The sequence below is a fragment of the Bacillus sp. JZ105 genome, from assembly GCF_053903125.1.
This window is the reverse complement of the sequence record NZ_CP096387.1, coordinates 2,341,125-2,358,545: the sequence shown is the minus strand read 5'-3', so window position 1 is coordinate 2,358,545 and position 17,421 is coordinate 2,341,125. Positions and strand designations below refer to the sequence as shown.

Genomic DNA, 17,421 nt, shown 5'->3' with positions numbered 1-17,421 from the left:
TACTGATTTTAGAGGAGGAATAAAATGGATCCATCTACTTTACTATTATTTGTGATTATCGCAGCAGGTTTGATTGTTCTATCGATCTTTTTCACCTTTGTACCGGTGATGCTGTGGATTTCTGCCCTAGCGGCTGGCGTAAAAGTGAGCATTTTTACTCTTGTCGGAATGAGACTGCGCCGAGTGATTCCAAACCGAGTGGTCAACCCGCTCATCAAAGCACATAAAGCAGGTCTTGATGTGACGATTAACCAGCTGGAGAGCCACTATCTTGCAGGTGGTAACGTGGACAGAGTTGTGAACGCATTAATTGCAGCTCAACGCGCGAATATCGAATTGAACTTTGCCCGCTGTGCAGCCATCGACCTAGCAGGCCGTGACGTACTTGAAGCAGTTCAAATGAGTGTAAACCCTAAAGTCATTGAAACACCATTTATCTCTGGTGTTGCGATGGACGGGATTGAGGTCAAAGCAAAAGCACGTATTACAGTTCGTGCAAACATCGACCGACTTGTCGGTGGTGCAGGGGAAGAAACAATTATTGCCCGTGTAGGTGAAGGGATTGTCTCTACAATCGGTTCATCAGATAATCATAAAAAGGTTCTTGAAAATCCTGATATGATTTCTCAAACGGTTCTTGGTAAAGGATTAGATTCAGGTACTGCATTTGAAATTCTCTCGATTGATATCGCAGATGTTGATATCGGTAAGAACATCGGGGCAATTCTGCAAACAGACCAAGCAGAAGCAGACAAAAACATTGCACAGGCGAAAGCAGAAGAACGCCGCGCAATGGCTGTTGCACAAGAACAAGAGATGCGTGCGAAAGTTGAAGAAATGCGCGCGAAAGTCGTGGAAGCAGAGGCTGAAGTACCACTTGCAATGGCTGAAGCATTACGTGAAGGCAATATTGGTGTCATGGACTACATGAACATTAAGAATATCGATGCTGATACGGATATGAGAGATTCATTTGGCAAAATGACAAAAGGTCCATCTGATAATGAAAACAAATAAGCATCCTCTCACGCTTTAAGGAGGGAGCCCATTGGACATTCTATTTGAAAATCCGCTACTAATTGCGATTATCATCGGTATCATCTCTGCCGTCTTTGGGAAGATCGGCAAACAAGAGGAGAACGAAGAGCAGAATCAGCAAAAGAAGCCCGCTCCTCAGCGTAAGCAGGTGCCCCAAAAGCAAACAAAGCAAACAAGTCCAGATCCAGTCGTGACCGATCAGCAGGACGATTTCGGCGATGTGCATGATCATGGCGGGATGAAGAAAAAAACTTCTCAGTCCTTACAAGATCGCTATACGGCTACACTTGCCGAAATGGAAGAAAGAAAAAACGAGCTGAACAAAGAGTTCCAATCGCTTGAAAGAGAGCTGACAAGGCCAAAGGCTGCATCTGCTGAAATGAGGCCAAAATTCATTGAGAAGCTGAACCAAGATACAATTGTTCAAGGAATGATCCTTGGAGAAGTATTTGGAGAGCCGCGCGCGAAAAAGCCGCACAGAACGATGAAACGGCCATATAAAAGATAAAGAAGAAAGCCCCCTTTATGAAAAAGGGGGGCTTTTTTTGCCTGATGACGATTTTTCTTAAAGAAAATGCTGAAAAGGCTATTTTACGGGATTCATTAGCATGATATGAACCCTTGAGGAATAGGATGATATAGAGGCTTTCTCATCAGTCTCACCATCTTTCAGTTTGATCTCATACACATGAGGTGGGAAGGGGTTCTTATTGAATGGGAAAAAGAAAAAATCGACTTAAAGCATGGCTGACAAGAACACTTGAAATCCCTCCAGACGTGATGATGGATCTTCCCCGTATTACGATGGTTGGCAGACTCCACATTTACATAGAGAACCATAAAGGGCTTTTGCTTTTCAGTGATCAAGAGGTAAGGCTGATGCTCAAACAGGGACAATGCATTATTTCAGGGAAAGATTTTGTGATTAAAACGATTTTGCCAGAAGAGATTTTATTGGAAGGGAAAATCGATGAGGTCCGTTATATTGATTCTTAACTGACGGAGGGGAGAAGCGTGAAGAATAAATGGTTCGCCTATTTTATTGGCAGAGTGGAAGTGGAGATCAAAGGTAATGGCATTGAGCGGCTCATTAATGAGTGCACGAGGCAGGGGATCACAATGTTTCAAGTGAGCCGCCGTCAAGACAGCGTGCGCTTATTTATTCGCTTATCAGATGTACATGCCTTCAGAAAGGTACGCAGACATCATGACGTGACATGTTCATTTCATCAAAAAAAGGGCTTTCCATTTCTACTCCTATGGTCAAGGAAGAATATCGGATTTACCTTTGGGATTGTATGCTTTCTAGTGACGATATTGGCGCTTTCAAACATGGTATGGAAAATTGATATTAAAGGAGCCAATCCAGAAACTGAACATCAAATGAGAAAGCATTTAGATGATATCGGGGTGCAAAAAGGACGTTTTCAGTTTCTAATGGGAACACCTGAAAAAATTCAAAAATCCCTGACAACCAATATTCCAAGCATCACATGGGTCGGCGTAGAACTAAACGGCACAACCTTTCAAATGAAAGTTGTGGAAAAAAATGAACCCGAAAAAGAAAAATACACGAGTCCTCAGCATATCGTCGCCAAGAAAAAGGCTGTTATCACGAGAATGTATGTAGAAAAAGGGGAGCCGCTCGCCGCGGTTGATGAACATGTAAAGAAAGGACAGATGCTTGTCTCTGGACTCATTGGCAGCGAAGATCAGCAAAAAACGGTAGGAGCCAAAGCGAAAATCTATGGTGAAACGTGGTATCGTTCTGAAGTTTCTGTCCCTCTTCGAACATCTTTTGACGTCTTTACGGGTAAAATGAAGACAAAGCACAAGCTCTCCGCATTTGGAGGCTCACTGCCATTTTGGGGCTTTTCTTTTAAAAAGGATGATTTTAAGCAGCCAAAAACAGAAACAGAAGTTCATCCGCTTCATTTCTTAAACATGCAGCTCCCATTCTCTTATGAAAAGGAAATCACACGCGAAAGTGAGAAAATAAATCGAGAATACACAAATAAAGAAGCGGTTCAAGCAGGGATTAAAATGGGTAAAAAAGAATTAGAAGAGAAGCTAGGTCAAACAGGAGAGGTGAAAAGTGAAAAAGTTTTGCACGAGACAACAGGGAATGGTAAAGTTAAGTTAATCATCCTTTACCAAGTAATAGAAGATATTGTTCAACCAACACCTATTGTTCAGGGAGACTAGAGAATGACAGAACATTTACTTGAGATTCAACAAAAATTGGATAGCCCAAACGAAGCGATTGCTTTATTTGGCAATCAAGATGCTTATCTGAAACTAATGGAAAACGAGCTGAACGTCTCCATTATTACGCGTGGAGAAAAAGTGTATGTTTCTGGTGAGGAAGCATCAAGAGATACAGTCAGCCGTTTGATCACATCTCTTTTACATCTCATCCGTAAAGGAATTGAGATATCTGAACGAGATGTCGTCTATGCCATTAAAATGGCGCAAAAAAACAAGCTGAATTATTTTGAAAATATGTATGAAGATGAAATTACGAAAAATGCCAAAGGAAAATCGATCAGGGTGAAAACAATCGGCCAGCGTGAATATGCTGCGGCGATGAAAAAAGATGACCTGGTCTTTGGGATTGGACCTGCTGGTACAGGGAAGACGTATTTGGCAGTCGTCAATGCGGTACATTCACTGAAAAATGGACATGTAAAACGGATTATCCTGACAAGACCAGCTGTTGAAGCAGGGGAGAGCCTTGGCTTTTTACCAGGTGATCTAAAGGAAAAAGTAGATCCTTATTTAAGACCACTATATGATGCCCTGCATGATGTGCTTGGCAGTGATCATACAGAACGTTTAATCGAGCGCGGCGTGATTGAAATAGCGCCTCTTGCCTATATGAGAGGCCGGACGCTTGATGATGCATTTGTGATTTTAGATGAAGCGCAGAATACAACACCTGCCCAAATGAAAATGTTTTTGACGAGACTTGGGTTTGGCTCTAAAATGGTCATTACAGGAGATATTACACAGATTGATCTGCCAAAGGGCATGCAGTCAGGTCTTGCGGCTGCAAAGGACATGCTTGCAGAGATCAAGGGCATCTCATTTATTGAATTAGACCAGACAGATGTGGTCAGACACCCGCTTGTGGCGAAGATCATTGGCGCATACGAAAAGCAAAAATGAACTGAGTGACCCGATCGTCTTCATCGGGTCATTTTGTTTCGATCGTGGTTTAAAGTAAAAAAGGAGGTACTTTCCTTGAGAAAGAATCAAAAAGGCAGTAAGCGCAAAAGACTGCTGTCTAAAAAAGAACCTCAGAAAATGGAGCGCTCACGTTATTTAAATGTTTTGCTGTACGCTGGTTTAGCAGCTATTTTATTCGTGGTGCTCTTCTTCCATGTAAAGCCTGAATCGCTCGACTTAGATTTATTTTCAGTGAGCGAACAGACCATCTATTCTCCGTCAACCGTTGATGATCAAGAAGCGACAGAAGAAAAGAAACAAGAAGCAACAGATCAGGTAGAAGATCAATATACGCTCAAAAAAGCGTATTCTGATAATCGCGTAGACCTCATCTCATCCCTCTTTGAAGCCATTAAAGAAGAGAAGAAAGCAGCTGATGATAAAGAGAACGCGCCATCAGATCAAGAAATGGTCAAGCGTGTCAAAGAAAAGCTCACAACAGATATGCAGGAGGCTGTTTCGGATCAATCCATCAAAGCACTGCTTCAGGCAAGTGATGAAAATCTCTCATTTACTAAAGATTCCATCATCACAGTGGTGAATTCACTGATGAGTAAAGAAATCACAGCAGCGAAATTACAAGATGAGAAAAAACAAGTCAAAACAGAGCTTAAAAACAATTCAATTCCATCAAAATACTTAAATGCAGCGACAGAAATCGGTGAATTTGCGATCATTCCAAACTATGTATTTGACCCAGTGGCAACAGAAAAGAAAAGACAGGAAGCGGCTGACAATATTCAGCCTGTGCAAATTAAGCAGGGGCAAATCTTAGTTGAAGAAGGAGAGCTCATCGACCGGGAAGTTTATCGCAAATTAGAACTGACGGGTCTGTTAAACAGCTCAAATTTATTTAAGCCTGTCAGTGGTCTTCTCATATTAATTGGACTTTTCTTAGCAGCGATTATTCATTCCCTTGAATCAAGGAAAAAATCGCTTGTCCATAAGAATAAGTCATTACTGCTTTACTCGCTGATTTTCACGATTATATTAATTATCATGGAAGTGTTCAGCCTCTTCCAGGAAACGAAGTATACGACGATAGGCTATGTCGTGCCAGTGGCACTTGGCACGATGCTGATCAAGCTGCTCATTAATGAGCGGTTAGCGATCTTCTCCGGTCTTGTATTTGCTCTTTGCGGCAGCATGATGTTTAATCAAGGAGTAACCGGCGTCTTTAACTATGTGATCTGCGCTTATTATCTAATGAGCGGGATGGCGGGTATTTTATTTTTAAGAAAACATAATGCAAGATCAAAAATATTGCAGGCTGGGCTTTTGGTGGCTTTGGTGAATGTACTTGTGGTTTTATCTATTACACTGATCCAAAACTCTTCACCATCAGGGCTTGAAATTGGTGTGAACCTCATTATGGCGATTGTGTCAGGGTTTGCATCATCTATCTTGGTCATTGGGTTAATGCCTGTTTTTGAGAGCATGTTTGGTATTCTTTCGACAATGAAACTGATTGAATTATCCAATCCAAATCATCCGCTGCTCAAAAAGATTTTAACCGAGACACCAGGTACATATCATCATAGTGTCATGGTAGCGAATTTAGCGGATGCCGCATGTGAAGCAGTCGGCGCAAATGGTCTTTTAGCAAGGGTCGGCGCTTATTATCATGACATTGGGAAAACGAAAAGACCGCAATACTTTATCGAAAACCAAATGAACATTGATAATCCGCATGACAAGCTTTCTCCTCAGCTGAGTAAAAATATTATTATTGCCCATACGACAGATGGCGCTGATATGCTGAGAGAAAAGAAGTTTCCTGAAGAACTTGTCGACATCGCCGAACAGCATCACGGGAAGTCTCTTTTAAAGTTCTTTTACTATAAGGCAAAAGAGCGTGATGATCAGGTGACAGAAGAAGAATTCCGTTACCCTGGTCCAAAGCCGCAATCAAAAGAAGCAGCGATTATTTCTGTGGCTGACAGCGTTGAAGCGGCGGTTCGTTCCATGCATAATCCAAATCCAGAACGGATTGAAAAGCTTGTCAAAGGCATTATTTCAGATAAAATGCAGGACGGGCAATTTAGTGAATGTGACCTCACATTTAAAGAATTAAATATTATCAGCCAAACGATTTGTACAACATTAAAGGGGATTTTCCATTCTCGGATTGAATATCCAGATGCCCCGAAGCAGAAGGTGAAGTAAATGACATTGTTAATCGATTTAATAGATGAAACAGGACAAGTATCAAAAGAGCAGCTTGAAGAAGTGGAAAAGCTTCTTCAGTTTGCTGCAGACGAACTTGAGGTCAAGGATCAAGCGGAAGTGTCAGTGACGATCGTTTCGAATGAAGAGATTCATCAAATCAATAAAGAATACCGCGGAAAAGACGCACCAACGGATGTGATCTCCTTTGCACTTGAGGAAGAAGGAGAAGGGGAGATTGAAATTATAGGAGCGGATGATATCCCGCCTGTACTTGGTGACATTATCATTAGTGTGGATCGAACGAAAGAGCAGGCAGAGGAATATGGACATTCCTTTATGAGAGAGCTTGGATTCTTAACGATTCATGGCTTCCTCCATTTGCTCGGGTACGATCATATGACAGAGGAAGATGAAAAAGAAATGTTCGCCAAACAGACAAAAATCTTGGATGATTATGGCCTTTCGAGATCATCGTAAGAAAAGAAGGCCGCTCGCCCGTTTTTTTCGGAGTTTTTACTATGCATTTAGAGGAATATGGCGAACTTTCTTGAATGAACGGAATTTTCGATTTCACACAGTCGCAGCCATCATCGTGGTGATCTGCGGCTTTTGGTTCCGCATTGACCCATTTGAATGGCTGATCGTTCTTCTTCTTTGCGGGGGGATGTTTGCGCTTGAACTTGTCAATACAGCCATTGAACATACAGTGGATCTGATGACAGAAGAAAGACACCCGCTTGCAGAGAGAGCGAAGGACGCTGCGGCAGGCGCTGTTTGCGTTTACGCCGCGATTTCGGTTATGATTGGGTTGATCATCTTCTTACCGAAGATCATGCAATAGAACAATATTACTATTTATTAACATTTTTAGAAATGGGCGTGAAAATGTCACGTGAATTATGTAAAATATAAATGTGACAGTGGTACCATTTCTTCTGAAAGTGGGAACTAGGAATGAACAAACAAGAGTTGATTTCAGAAGCAATCAAAGCAAGAGATTTTGCATATGTACCCTATTCTAAATTCAAAGTCGGTGCAGCATTACTGTCGAATGATGGAAAAGTGTATGGCGGCTGCAACATTGAAAATGCAGCATATGGTATGTGTAATTGTGCGGAAAGAACAGCACTTTTTAAAGCCTATTCAGAAGGCATTACATCTTTTCAAATGTTAGCAGTGGTGGCTGATACAGACCGTCCTGTTTCGCCGTGCGGCGCATGCAGACAGGTCATTTCAGAGCTATGTGCACCTGATATGCCAGTGATTCTAACGAACTTAAAAGGACATATATACGAAACAACAGTAAACGAACTATTGCCAGGCGCATTTTCACCGGAGGATTTAAATGACTAACGAAAGCTTCAAATCAGGATTTGTATCAATTATTGGAAGACCAAATGTAGGGAAATCAACTTTTCTTAATCGTGTCATTGGACAAAAGATCGCCATCATGAGCGATAAGCCCCAAACGACGCGAAACAAAGTGCAAGGTGTTCTGACAACAAACACATCACAAACGATCTTTATCGATACACCGGGGATTCATAAACCTAAGCATAAGCTTGGTGATTTTATGATGAGGGTGGCTCAAAATACACTGAAGGAAGTCGACCTGATCTTGTTTATGATCAACGCACAGGAAGGCTATGGCAAAGGTGATGAATTCATCATTGAACGACTAAAGCAAACATCTACACCGGTGTTTTTAGTCGTCAATAAAATTGACCAAATTCATCCAGATGAACTGTTCCTTTTAATTGATGAATACCGCACACGTTATCCATTCAAGGAAATTGTGCCCATTTCAGCTCTTGAAGGAAACAATATCGACACGCTTCTTCAGCAGATTGAAGGTTATCTTCCAGAGGGCCCTCAATTTTATCCGGCAGATCAAGTAACAGATCATCCAGAACGGTTTATTATTTCTGAATTAATTCGTGAAAAAGTGCTGCATTTAACGAGAGAAGAGATTCCGCACAGTATTGCGGTTGCGATTGAATCGATTAAGCCAGATGAAAATGGCAAGATCCATGTCGCGGCGACCATTGTCGTAGAACGAGATTCGCAAAAAGGGATCGTCATTGGTAAACGAGGCAGCTTGTTAAAAGAAGTGGGACAAAAAGCGCGCAGAGATATTGAAGCACTTCTAGGCTCAAAAGTGTATTTAGAGCTTTGGGTCAAAGTTCAGAAGGACTGGCGTAATAAATCCACTCACCTGCGTGACTTCGGATTTAGAGAAGACGAATATTAAAAAATCGCTGCATTTGTCAGCAAATCTGACAATGGTGCGGTTCGATTAGTAAAAATTGTTTATCATGAAATGGAGGTAGCCTGGTCAAGATAAAATTAATATGTTGGATGTAGCGTTGCTGCTTCTAATAAAGAAAGGTGGGGTTTTTATGTTGAATTTTACATGGAACGTATTTTCACAAACAGGAAGCGTTGACACGTATCTGCTTTTCAAAGAGTTAGAAAAGGAGAACCTGGAAAGACCCGATGTACTTGAAGAAGAAATAGCACGATTTGATTTTCCAATCTTATAATTCTTGACCCCCTCCAGTGCTCGGAGTGTAGACAAATGCTCATTAAAAGTGAAGGAATCGTCCTTAGAACAACAGATTATGGCGAAACAAACAAAATTGTCACGCTGCTCACTAGAGAACATGGAAAAATTGGCGTGATGGCAAGAGGCGCTAAAAAATCAAACAGCCGCCTGTCAGCCATAAGCCAACCGTTTTTATACGGCACTTTTCTTATCCAATCATCAACAGGACTTGGAACGCTCCAGCAAGGCGAAATGATTGAAAGTATGCGGACCATTCGGGAAGACTTATTTCTGACCGCATATGCCGCATATATGACGGAATTGATGGATAAAGGGACAGACGAAAAAAAGCCAAACCCTTATTTGTTTGAGCTTCTGCTTCAATCTCTGCGTCATCTCAACGAAGGCACAGATGCTGATATTATTTTATTTATCGTAGAGGTCAAAATGTTATCAGTGATGGGGATGAAACCTGAACTTGATCAATGTGTGCACTGTGGTCAAAAAGAAGGGCAGTTCCATTTCTCGATAAGAGATAACGGCTTCATTTGCCAAAATTGTTTTTCGAAAGATCCATATAAACTGCCCTTATCCCCTGCAGCTGCAAGGCTGCTCCGTTTGTTTCATTATTTTGATTTATCAAGGCTTGGTCAGGTTGATGTGAAGCAGCAGACGAAACAAGAAATTCGTCAAGTGCTTGATCACTACTATGACGAATATTCCGGCCTCTATTTAAAATCAAAAAAATTCATGAATCAGATGGAATCCATGAAAAAGCTAATGGGTGACGAAAACAAAAGTTGACATCTCCCATGACTTTTTGTAAGATCATCTAAGATAAAATATGTTGCATTGACAGAAAGAAGTACTTACGTAAAATCCATAAAAGCGACCTTAGGGCGGTGTGAGCTAAGGATGGAGGCGTAACGAAAGGCATTCTTGAGCAACGTAAAACAAAGCGGCTGGGTGCTACGACACCAGCAAATAGGGTGGAACCGCGGGAAAAAACTCTCGTCCCTATGTTTGCAAGAACCTTGCGAGCATAGAGACGGGAGTTTTTGTGTTCTCTTACAAGGTTCTAATCCCACCCGCCATACATAGCGGTTGGTGTAGAAAAGACGGAGGTGCGATCATTGAATATTCAAGACATGATTTTGACGCTGCAAAAGCATTGGTCAAATGAAGGCTGCGTATTAATGCAGGCGTATGACACAGAAAAAGGTGCCGGAACGATGAGTCCATACACCTTCCTGAGAAGCATCGGCCCTGAGCCGTGGAAGGTAGCATATGTAGAGCCTTCAAGACGCCCGGCTGATGGCAGATATGGAGAAAACCCAAATAGATTGTATCAGCATCACCAATTTCAAGTGATCATTAAGCCATCACCTGACAATATTCAAGAGCTATATCTTGAATCATTGAAGGCACTTGGCATTGACCCGCTGAAACATGATATTCGTTTTGTGGAAGACAACTGGGAAAATCCATCTCTTGGCTGTGCAGGACTTGGCTGGGAAGTATGGCTTGATGGCATGGAAATTACGCAGTTCACGTATTTCCAACAAGTCGGCGGCTTAGAATGTAAGCCTGTTTCTGTTGAAATCACATACGGTATTGAACGTCTTGCTTCTTACATCCAGGACAAAGAAAATGTCTTCGATCTTGAATGGACAGACGGATTTACGGTCAGAGATTTATTCTTAATGGCTGAATACGAGCACTCTGTTTATACATTTGAAACATCTAATACTGACATGCTGTTCGAGCTATTTACAACCTATGAGAAAGAAGCACATAGCCAAATGGACAAAGGGCTTGTTCACCCGGCATACGATTATGTCCTCAAATGCTCTCATACGTTTAACCTGCTCGATGCAAAGGGTGCTATTTCTGTGACTGAGCGAACTGGCTATATCGGAAGAGTGCGTCAGTTAGCAAGAAAAGTAGCCAAAACCTATTATGAAGAACGCGAAAAACTGGGATTCCCTATGCTAAAAGAGGAGGCGGCTTCTCATGAATAAACAAGATGTATTACTTGAAATCGGCTTAGAAGAGATGCCGGCTCGTTTCATGCCAGAGAGCACAAAACAGCTGGGTGAGAAAGTAAAAGCATGGTTTGAAACGCAAAATATTTCATTCGAAGAGACTGCTTTATTTAACTCACCTAGACGTCTTGCTGTACTTGTGAAAGGTGTCGCAGAAAAACAAGAAGACATCAAAGAAGAAGCAAAAGGCCCGGCTAAAAAAATTGCCCAAGATGCTGAAGGCAATTGGACAAAAGCAGCTGAAGGCTTTGCAAGAGGACAAGGTGCTTCAACAGATGATCTCTATTTCAAAGAGATCAAAGGAGTGGATTATGTCCATGTCCAAAAATTTCAAGAAGGAAAGCAAGTCAAAGACCTTCTGCCAGCGTTAGGTGAGATCGCCGCTTCATTAAGCTTTCCAAAGAACATGAGATGGGGAAGCGAGGATTTACGCTATATCCGTCCGATTAAATGGATTGTTTGTTTATTTGGAAAAGAGATTGTACCTGTTGAAATTGCTGGGGTGAAAAGCGGCCGTGAGACAAGAGGACACCGCTTCCTTGGAACAACAGCCAGCATTGACACACCTGCTTCCTATGAACAAACATTGCGCGATCAATTTGTGATTGCAGACTCAGAGAAAAGAAAACAATTCATTACTGAACAGCTAGATGCGCTATCTACAGAAAAAGGCTGGGTCATTCCTGTTGATCCTGAACTTTTAGAAGAAGTGAACGATCTTGTAGAATATCCAACTGTGCTGTCTGGTTCCTTTGAAGAAGAGTTTCTTGCATTGCCGGAAGAAGTATTGGTGACGACAATGAAAGAGCATCAGCGCTACTTCCCTGTGAAAAATGAGCAAGGGGAATTATTGCCGCACTTTATTACAGTCAGAAATGGAAACAGTGAGGCGCTGGAAAATGTCGCAAGAGGGAACGAAAAAGTACTTCGTGCGCGTTTATCAGATGCTGCATTCTTCTATAAAGAAGACGAAAAACTAGTGATTGAAGACAATATTAAAAAGCTTGATAAAGTGGTATTCCATGAGAAACTTGGAACAATCGGCGACAAGCTGAAGAGAGTGACAGACATTGCAACCCGTCTAGCGGCGCATGTCGGAGCAGATGACGAAACCACTAAACGTGTGGCGAGAGCAGCAAGTATTTCGAAGTTTGACCTTGTGACTCAAATGGTCTATGAATTCCCAGAATTACAAGGAATCATGGGTGAGAAATATGCAAGAGCTCTTGGTGAACATGAAGAAGTAGCAAGAAGCATCAACGAGCACTATATGCCGCGCTTTGCTGGTGACGAGGCGCCATCCACTTTGATTGGTGCGATTGTGGCAGTAGCAGATAAGCTTGATTCTATTTGTTCATTCTTCTCAATTGATGTGATCCCAACGGGTTCTCAAGACCCTTATGGACTTAGAAGACAAGCGAGCGGTATCGTTCAAATCCTGCTCGACCGTCATTGGAATATTTCATTTAAAGAGCTGTTAGCACTTGCTCAAGTAAAGGCAGAACATGAAGCTGCTCTGATTGAATTTTTAACGCATCGTTTAAAATATGTTCTTCAAGCAGAGCATATCCGCCATGATGTTGTTGATGCAGTGCTGGATGTTGAAAATATTGAGCCATATGCAGCCGTCAAAAAAGCAGCTGCTCTTGAAGAGAGTGTGAAACAAGAAAGCTTCAAAGAAACGGCTGAAGCATTGGGTCGCGTCATTTCAATCAGTAAAAAAGGGGAAGACGCAGAGATTCAGCCTGAACTGTTTGAAAATGAACATGAGCAAAAGCTGTTTGAGGCGTATCAGCAAGTAGAGAAAACTGTAAAGGAACATGTAGCAGCAGGACAATACAGCTTGGCACTTGAGGCGCTGGATACGTTAAAAACACCGATTGTTCATTATTTCGATCATACAATGGTTCATGCGGATGATGAAAAACTGAAGCGAAATCGTTTGGCACAAATGGTCAAACTAGCCAAAGTCATTCAATCATTTGCGAATATGAACAATTTAATTGTAAAATAAATACCTAAGAACGGTTGCCTTTTCCGAAGGGCAATCGTTTTTTACTCATTTAATTCACGGTTTTTGAGTGGATTTTTGTTTCATTCGGACAAAGATGCGCTATAATATGATGAGTTATGAAAATGATATACATAAAATAAAGATTTCGCTCTCTCTATTTAAAGGTGGTGAGTACAATCGAGTTAAATAAACGGCAAGAGCAGATTTTACAGATTGTCAAAGAGAATGGTCCGATCACTGGAGAGCATATCGCCGATCGGCTGAACTTAACAAGGGCGACCCTCAGACCGGATTTAGCCATTTTAACAATGTCAGGCTTTTTAGAAGCAAGACCAAGGGTCGGCTACTTTTTCACAGGAAAAACAGGCACGCAGCTTCTCGCAGATAAGCTGAAAAAACTTCAAGTGAAAGACTTTCAATCCATTCCAGTGGTGATACATGAGAATGTTTCGGTTTATGATGCGATTTGTACGATGTTTTTAGAGGATGTGGGCACATTATTCGTTGTAGACGATCACTCTATTTTAACAGGCGTGTTATCAAGAAAAGACCTCCTTCGTGCAAGTATAGGGAAACAGGAGCTTCCATCTATCCCTGTCCATATTATTATGACAAGAATGCCGAACATCACCGTTTGCCGCAAGGAAGATTTCATTATGGATGTGGCGAAGCACTTGATTGAAAAGCAAATAGATGCACTTCCTGTGATAAAAGATACGGATAAAGGTTTTGAAGTGGTCGGAAGAATTACGAAAACAAACATGACGAAAATACTTGTCAGCTTATCGGAGAACGAAATAATCTAATGACAGAAGACTGCGAGGGGATGTTATGAGTAATCGCGTAATTTTTGTGGTATCAGATTCAGTTGGAGAAACGGCAGAGCTCGTGGTCAAAGCGGCACTTAGCCAATTTGATGGCGGCTCATCAGACCATTCAAATATTAGAAGAATCCCGTATGTAGAGGATGTTGGTACGATTAAAGAAGTCATTTCACTGGCGAAAGCAGATAATGGGATCGTCTGCTTTACTCTTGTTGTGCCAGAAATGCGCCAATTCTTAATCGAGGAAGCAGAAGCAAACGGTGTCGTTTATTATGACATCATCGGTCCGCTCATTGATAAAATGGAGACGGCATATGGAAATGAAGCGAAACATGAACCGGGTCGTGTACGTCAATTAGATGAGGACTATTTTAAAAAGGTAGAAGCCATCGAGTTCGCTGTGAAATATGATGACGGCAGAGACCCAAGAGGTATTCTAAAGGCTGATATTGTACTCATTGGTGTATCACGCACGTCTAAGACACCATTATCTCAATATTTGGCACATAAACGGCTGAAGGTAGCCAACGTTCCAATTGTACCTGAAGTTGATCCGCCAGAAGAGTTATTTTCAGTAGATCCGAAGAAATGTATCGGTTTGAAAATTAGTCCAGACAAACTAAATCATATTCGCAAAGAGCGTTTAAAATCTCTTGGTTTAAATGATCGCGCTATATATGCGAACATTGAGCGGATTAAAGAGGAACTAGAGTATTTTGAAAAAGTGGTTGACCGCATTAACTGTCAAGTTGTTGATGTATCGAATAAAGCAGTTGAGGAAACGGCAAATGTCATTCATCAAATGCTGACCAAAAGAGGTTCCGAATAAACTCAGGATGCTCCTCCTGGGTTTTTCCTATGGTGGGAAACGGGTAAACAAAAACAATGGCATATTTGCTGCATTTGTATTATAATAAAAAATTGTGATAAAATGATTGATTTTAGGTTTAAGTTAAGTCAAGAACGAATAAACTAATATTGGCAGAAGTCAAGTGATTCTGAACATAACTTTTCGACAAAATGAGTTTTACTGTTGATTGCTTTATAGGGGAAAAGTATGGTCTTTTTGCTACTCTAAAGCAGGAATAAGGTGGAGGGATGGAGAATTAGTCACCTGAATAAACGTAAAAAAGAGAGGACGATTTATGTCGATGCAGATGCTTGTCCTGTAAAAGACGAAATCCTTTCTGTCGCATCTCAATTTCAAGTACCAGTGACGTTCATTGCTTCATATGAGCATTTTCAAACCAAAAGATCTCCACTTGAAGATTGGCGGTTTGTAGATACACATAAGGAAGCAGCGGACTTAGTCATTGCAAACTCAGCTGCCGCACATGATATTGTCGTCACCCAAGATATTGGTCTTGCCTCCTTACTGCTTCCGGCACAGGTCATTGTTCTGTCTGAAAGAGGACGAATGTACACAAACGAAACAATTGATTTTGATTTGGAACGCAGGCATGTTTCCAGCAAACAGCGAAGAAAAGGTGTATACGGAAAAGGTCCCAAAAAGCTTTTAGAAGAGGATAAGAAGCGATTTATAGCGCAACTACAAAAAATCCTGTCGAATCATGAAGGATTTTTAAATTAAAAGGCGAATAATGTACGACGGAGTGTTATTAGGATGAGCAAACGTATACCAGATGAACTTTTGGAGCAGATCCAAAAAAACGCAGACATTGTCGAAGTGATTGGAGAATACGTACAGCTTAGAAAGCAAGGTCGAAATTACTTCGGTCTTTGTCCATTCCATGGTGAAAATACTCCTTCATTCTCTGTTTCAGCAGATAAGCAAATCTTCCATTGTTTTGGCTGTGGTGCGGGAGGCAATGTGTTTTCGTTCCTCAGACAAATGGAAGGCTACTCATTTATTGAAGCCGTTTCACATGTGGCTGATAAGTACCATATTGATCTGCCTGATCAGGTGGCAAATGCTCAGATGAGTTCATCTCAGCATGAGGACACTGCAGATCATAAAATGATTGAGGCCCATGAGCTTCTTAAGAAATTTTACCACCATTTGCTGGTAAATACAAAGGAAGGTCAAAACGCACTCGATTATTTACGGTCCAGAGGCTTTACGGATGAAACAATTGCCAAGTTTGAGATCGGGTATGCTCTTGATTCTTGGGATTTCGTGACCAAGTTTTTAGAAAAACGAGGATTTGATCCTGTGATGATGGAGAAGGCTGGTCTTTTGATTCAACGTGAAAACGGCACAGGCTTTTTTGACCGCTTTAGAGATCGTGTCATGTTTCCCATTCATGATCATCATGGAACGGTCATCGCTTTTTCCGGAAGATCGCTTGGTGATCAGCAGCCTAAATATATGAATAGTCCTGAAACGCCGCTTTTTCATAAAAGTAAGCTGCTTTATCACTTTCATGACGCACGTATGCATATTCGCAAACGCGAACGGGCGGTTCTTTTTGAAGGATTTGCAGACGTCATCTCAGCTGTTACATCAGGTGTCGGTGAAAGTGTTGCAACAATGGGTACGTCTCTTACAGAAGAGCACGTAAAGCTTCTCAGGCGGAACGTAGAAGAGATCATCCTTTGCTATGACTCTGATACGGCCGGCTACGAAGCGACCATGAAAGCATCAGATTTGCTTGGAAAAAGAGGATGTAAAGTTCGCGTTGCCATGATACCAGATGGACTTGATCCAGATGATTACATTCGTAAATATGGCGGCGAGAAATTTAGGAATGACATCATAGATGCAAGTGTGACATTAATGACGTTTAAGATGAATTTTTTCCGAAGAGGAAAAAACTTATCAGACGAAGGAGACCGTCTTACTTATATGAAGCAGGTTCTCCGAGAAATCAGCCGGTTAAACGGCTCTTTGGAGCAAGAGATTTACATGAAACAGCTTGCTGGGGAGTTTTCGATCTCACTTGATTCATTAAAAGAACAACTGGAGCTGTTTGAAAAACAGCAGCGGCAAGAAACCAAAAGCACGCAGGAAGAAAACGGGCTTGAAAAACGGCGTGCACATCTGTCAACACAAGTGAGAAGAAAGCGTCTGCGGCCGGCATATGAAAATGCAGAGCGAATGCTGCTTGCTCATATGTTAAAAAGCGATGACGTGATCCGCAAAGTACTTGACAGAATCGGGATTGAATTTAATATAGATTCGCACAGGGCGCTGGCAACGTACATTTATGCTTTATATGAAGAAGGCAAAGAACCAACGCCGCAGCACCTGATGAACCGGATAGAAGATGATGTCATGAATCAGCTGTTGACGGATATATTGATGATTCAAGTCGGAGACGAACTCAGTGAAGCTGAATTAAGTGATTATGTAAAAAAAGTGTTGAATCATCGGAATTTGTCAATGATAAAGGAAAAAGAACTAGAACGTGCAGAAGCGGAGAGGCAAAAAGATTTCTTCAAAGCGGCAACACTTGCAAAAGAAATTATTCAGTTGAACCGTTCGCTGAAGTAATACGTCTATTATTAATGACAGGACTTACGGCTGGCAATGAATCCTTTACGGGAGGAGCATAAGACCGCAAGCATCTTGCCTTCATCATTATTTATTTTATTTCC

At 41.5% G+C, this 17,421-nt stretch carries 18 protein-coding genes; all 18 read left to right on the top strand.

The genetic code is table 11. The annotated features are described in order from the left end of the window. Positions 1-24 precede the first annotated feature (24 nt). The 18 genes from floA (at position 25) to dnaG (ending at position 17,317) form a co-directional block, all read left to right on the top strand. Positions 25-1,017: a flotillin-like protein FloA gene (gene floA / locus M1D81_RS12045; protein ID WP_024423026.1), complete on the top strand. Its 993-nt coding sequence runs from the start codon at positions 25-27 to the stop codon at positions 1,015-1,017. 31 nt (positions 1,018-1,048) lie between these two features. Next, the gene (locus M1D81_RS12040) at positions 1,049-1,546 is read left to right on the top strand and encodes a hypothetical protein (protein WP_456266787.1); all 498 of its coding nucleotides are present in this window, start codon (positions 1,049-1,051) and stop codon (positions 1,544-1,546) included. Between the two features lie 206 nt (positions 1,547-1,752). Further along, positions 1,753-2,034, top strand: a complete 282-nt coding sequence (gene yqfC, locus M1D81_RS12035) for a sporulation protein YqfC (RefSeq protein ID WP_012010618.1) — start codon at positions 1,753-1,755, stop codon at positions 2,032-2,034. 18 nt (positions 2,035-2,052) lie between these two features. Then, on the top strand, positions 2,053-3,243 hold the full coding sequence (yqfD, locus tag M1D81_RS12030) for a sporulation protein YqfD (protein ID WP_456266788.1): 1,191 nt from the start codon (positions 2,053-2,055) through the stop codon (positions 3,241-3,243). Positions 3,244-3,246: 3 nt separating this feature from the next. Next, a complete protein-coding gene (locus M1D81_RS12025; protein ID WP_024423023.1) occupies positions 3,247-4,206 on the top strand; it encodes a PhoH family protein in 960 nt (319 codons plus the stop codon). Between the two features lie 114 nt (positions 4,207-4,320). After that, positions 4,321-6,432, top strand: coding sequence for an HD family phosphohydrolase (locus tag M1D81_RS12020; RefSeq protein ID WP_456267124.1), 2,112 nt, complete (start codon positions 4,321-4,323; stop codon positions 6,430-6,432). Next, a complete protein-coding gene (gene ybeY, locus M1D81_RS12015) occupies positions 6,433-6,912 on the top strand; it encodes an rRNA maturation RNase YbeY (protein ID WP_024423021.1) in 480 nt (159 codons plus the stop codon). Beyond that, a complete protein-coding gene (locus M1D81_RS12010; protein WP_024423020.1) occupies positions 6,890-7,276 on the top strand; it encodes a diacylglycerol kinase family protein in 387 nt (128 codons plus the stop codon). Before ybeY ends, M1D81_RS12010 begins: the two co-directional genes overlap by 23 nt. A 113-nt stretch (positions 7,277-7,389) precedes the next feature. Beyond that, positions 7,390-7,788: a cytidine deaminase gene (locus M1D81_RS12005; RefSeq protein WP_008356263.1), complete on the top strand. Its 399-nt coding sequence runs from the start codon at positions 7,390-7,392 to the stop codon at positions 7,786-7,788. Then, positions 7,781-8,686, top strand: a complete 906-nt coding sequence (gene era / locus M1D81_RS12000; protein ID WP_007501305.1) for a GTPase Era — start codon at positions 7,781-7,783, stop codon at positions 8,684-8,686. Before M1D81_RS12005 ends, era begins: the two co-directional genes overlap by 8 nt. 148 nt (positions 8,687-8,834) lie before the next feature. Continuing rightward, positions 8,835-8,978: a YqzL family protein gene (locus tag M1D81_RS11995; RefSeq protein ID WP_003217288.1), complete on the top strand. Its 144-nt coding sequence runs from the start codon at positions 8,835-8,837 to the stop codon at positions 8,976-8,978. Between the two features lie 35 nt (positions 8,979-9,013). Continuing rightward, a complete protein-coding gene (gene recO / locus M1D81_RS11990; protein WP_456266789.1) occupies positions 9,014-9,784 on the top strand; it encodes a DNA repair protein RecO in 771 nt (256 codons plus the stop codon). Positions 9,785-10,113: 329 nt separating this feature from the next. Next, positions 10,114-11,001, top strand: coding sequence for a glycine--tRNA ligase subunit alpha (gene glyQ, locus M1D81_RS11985; RefSeq protein ID WP_012010611.1), 888 nt, complete (start codon positions 10,114-10,116; stop codon positions 10,999-11,001). Beyond that, positions 10,994-13,039 carry a glycine--tRNA ligase subunit beta gene (glyS, locus tag M1D81_RS11980; RefSeq protein ID WP_456266790.1) on the top strand — a complete coding sequence of 682 codons (2,046 nt, stop codon included), beginning with the start codon at positions 10,994-10,996 and terminating at the stop codon, positions 13,037-13,039. Before glyQ ends, glyS begins: the two co-directional genes overlap by 8 nt. A 167-nt stretch (positions 13,040-13,206) precedes the next feature. Then, positions 13,207-13,845 carry a helix-turn-helix transcriptional regulator gene (locus tag M1D81_RS11975; RefSeq protein ID WP_024423017.1) on the top strand — a complete coding sequence of 213 codons (639 nt, stop codon included), beginning with the start codon at positions 13,207-13,209 and terminating at the stop codon, positions 13,843-13,845. A 25-nt stretch (positions 13,846-13,870) separates the two neighbouring features. Continuing rightward, entirely contained in the window at positions 13,871-14,692 is an 822-nt protein-coding gene (locus M1D81_RS11970; protein ID WP_008342399.1) for a pyruvate, water dikinase regulatory protein, read from the top strand. Positions 14,693-14,953: 261 nt separating this feature from the next. Then, positions 14,954-15,454: a YaiI/YqxD family protein gene (locus M1D81_RS11965; protein ID WP_456266791.1), complete on the top strand. Its 501-nt coding sequence runs from the start codon at positions 14,954-14,956 to the stop codon at positions 15,452-15,454. Between the two features lie 33 nt (positions 15,455-15,487). Further along, positions 15,488-17,317 (top strand): DNA primase, encoded by a 1,830-nt coding sequence (gene dnaG, locus M1D81_RS11960; RefSeq protein ID WP_456266792.1) that lies wholly within the window; start codon positions 15,488-15,490, stop codon positions 17,315-17,317. The last annotated feature ends 104 nt before the right edge of the window (positions 17,318-17,421 follow it).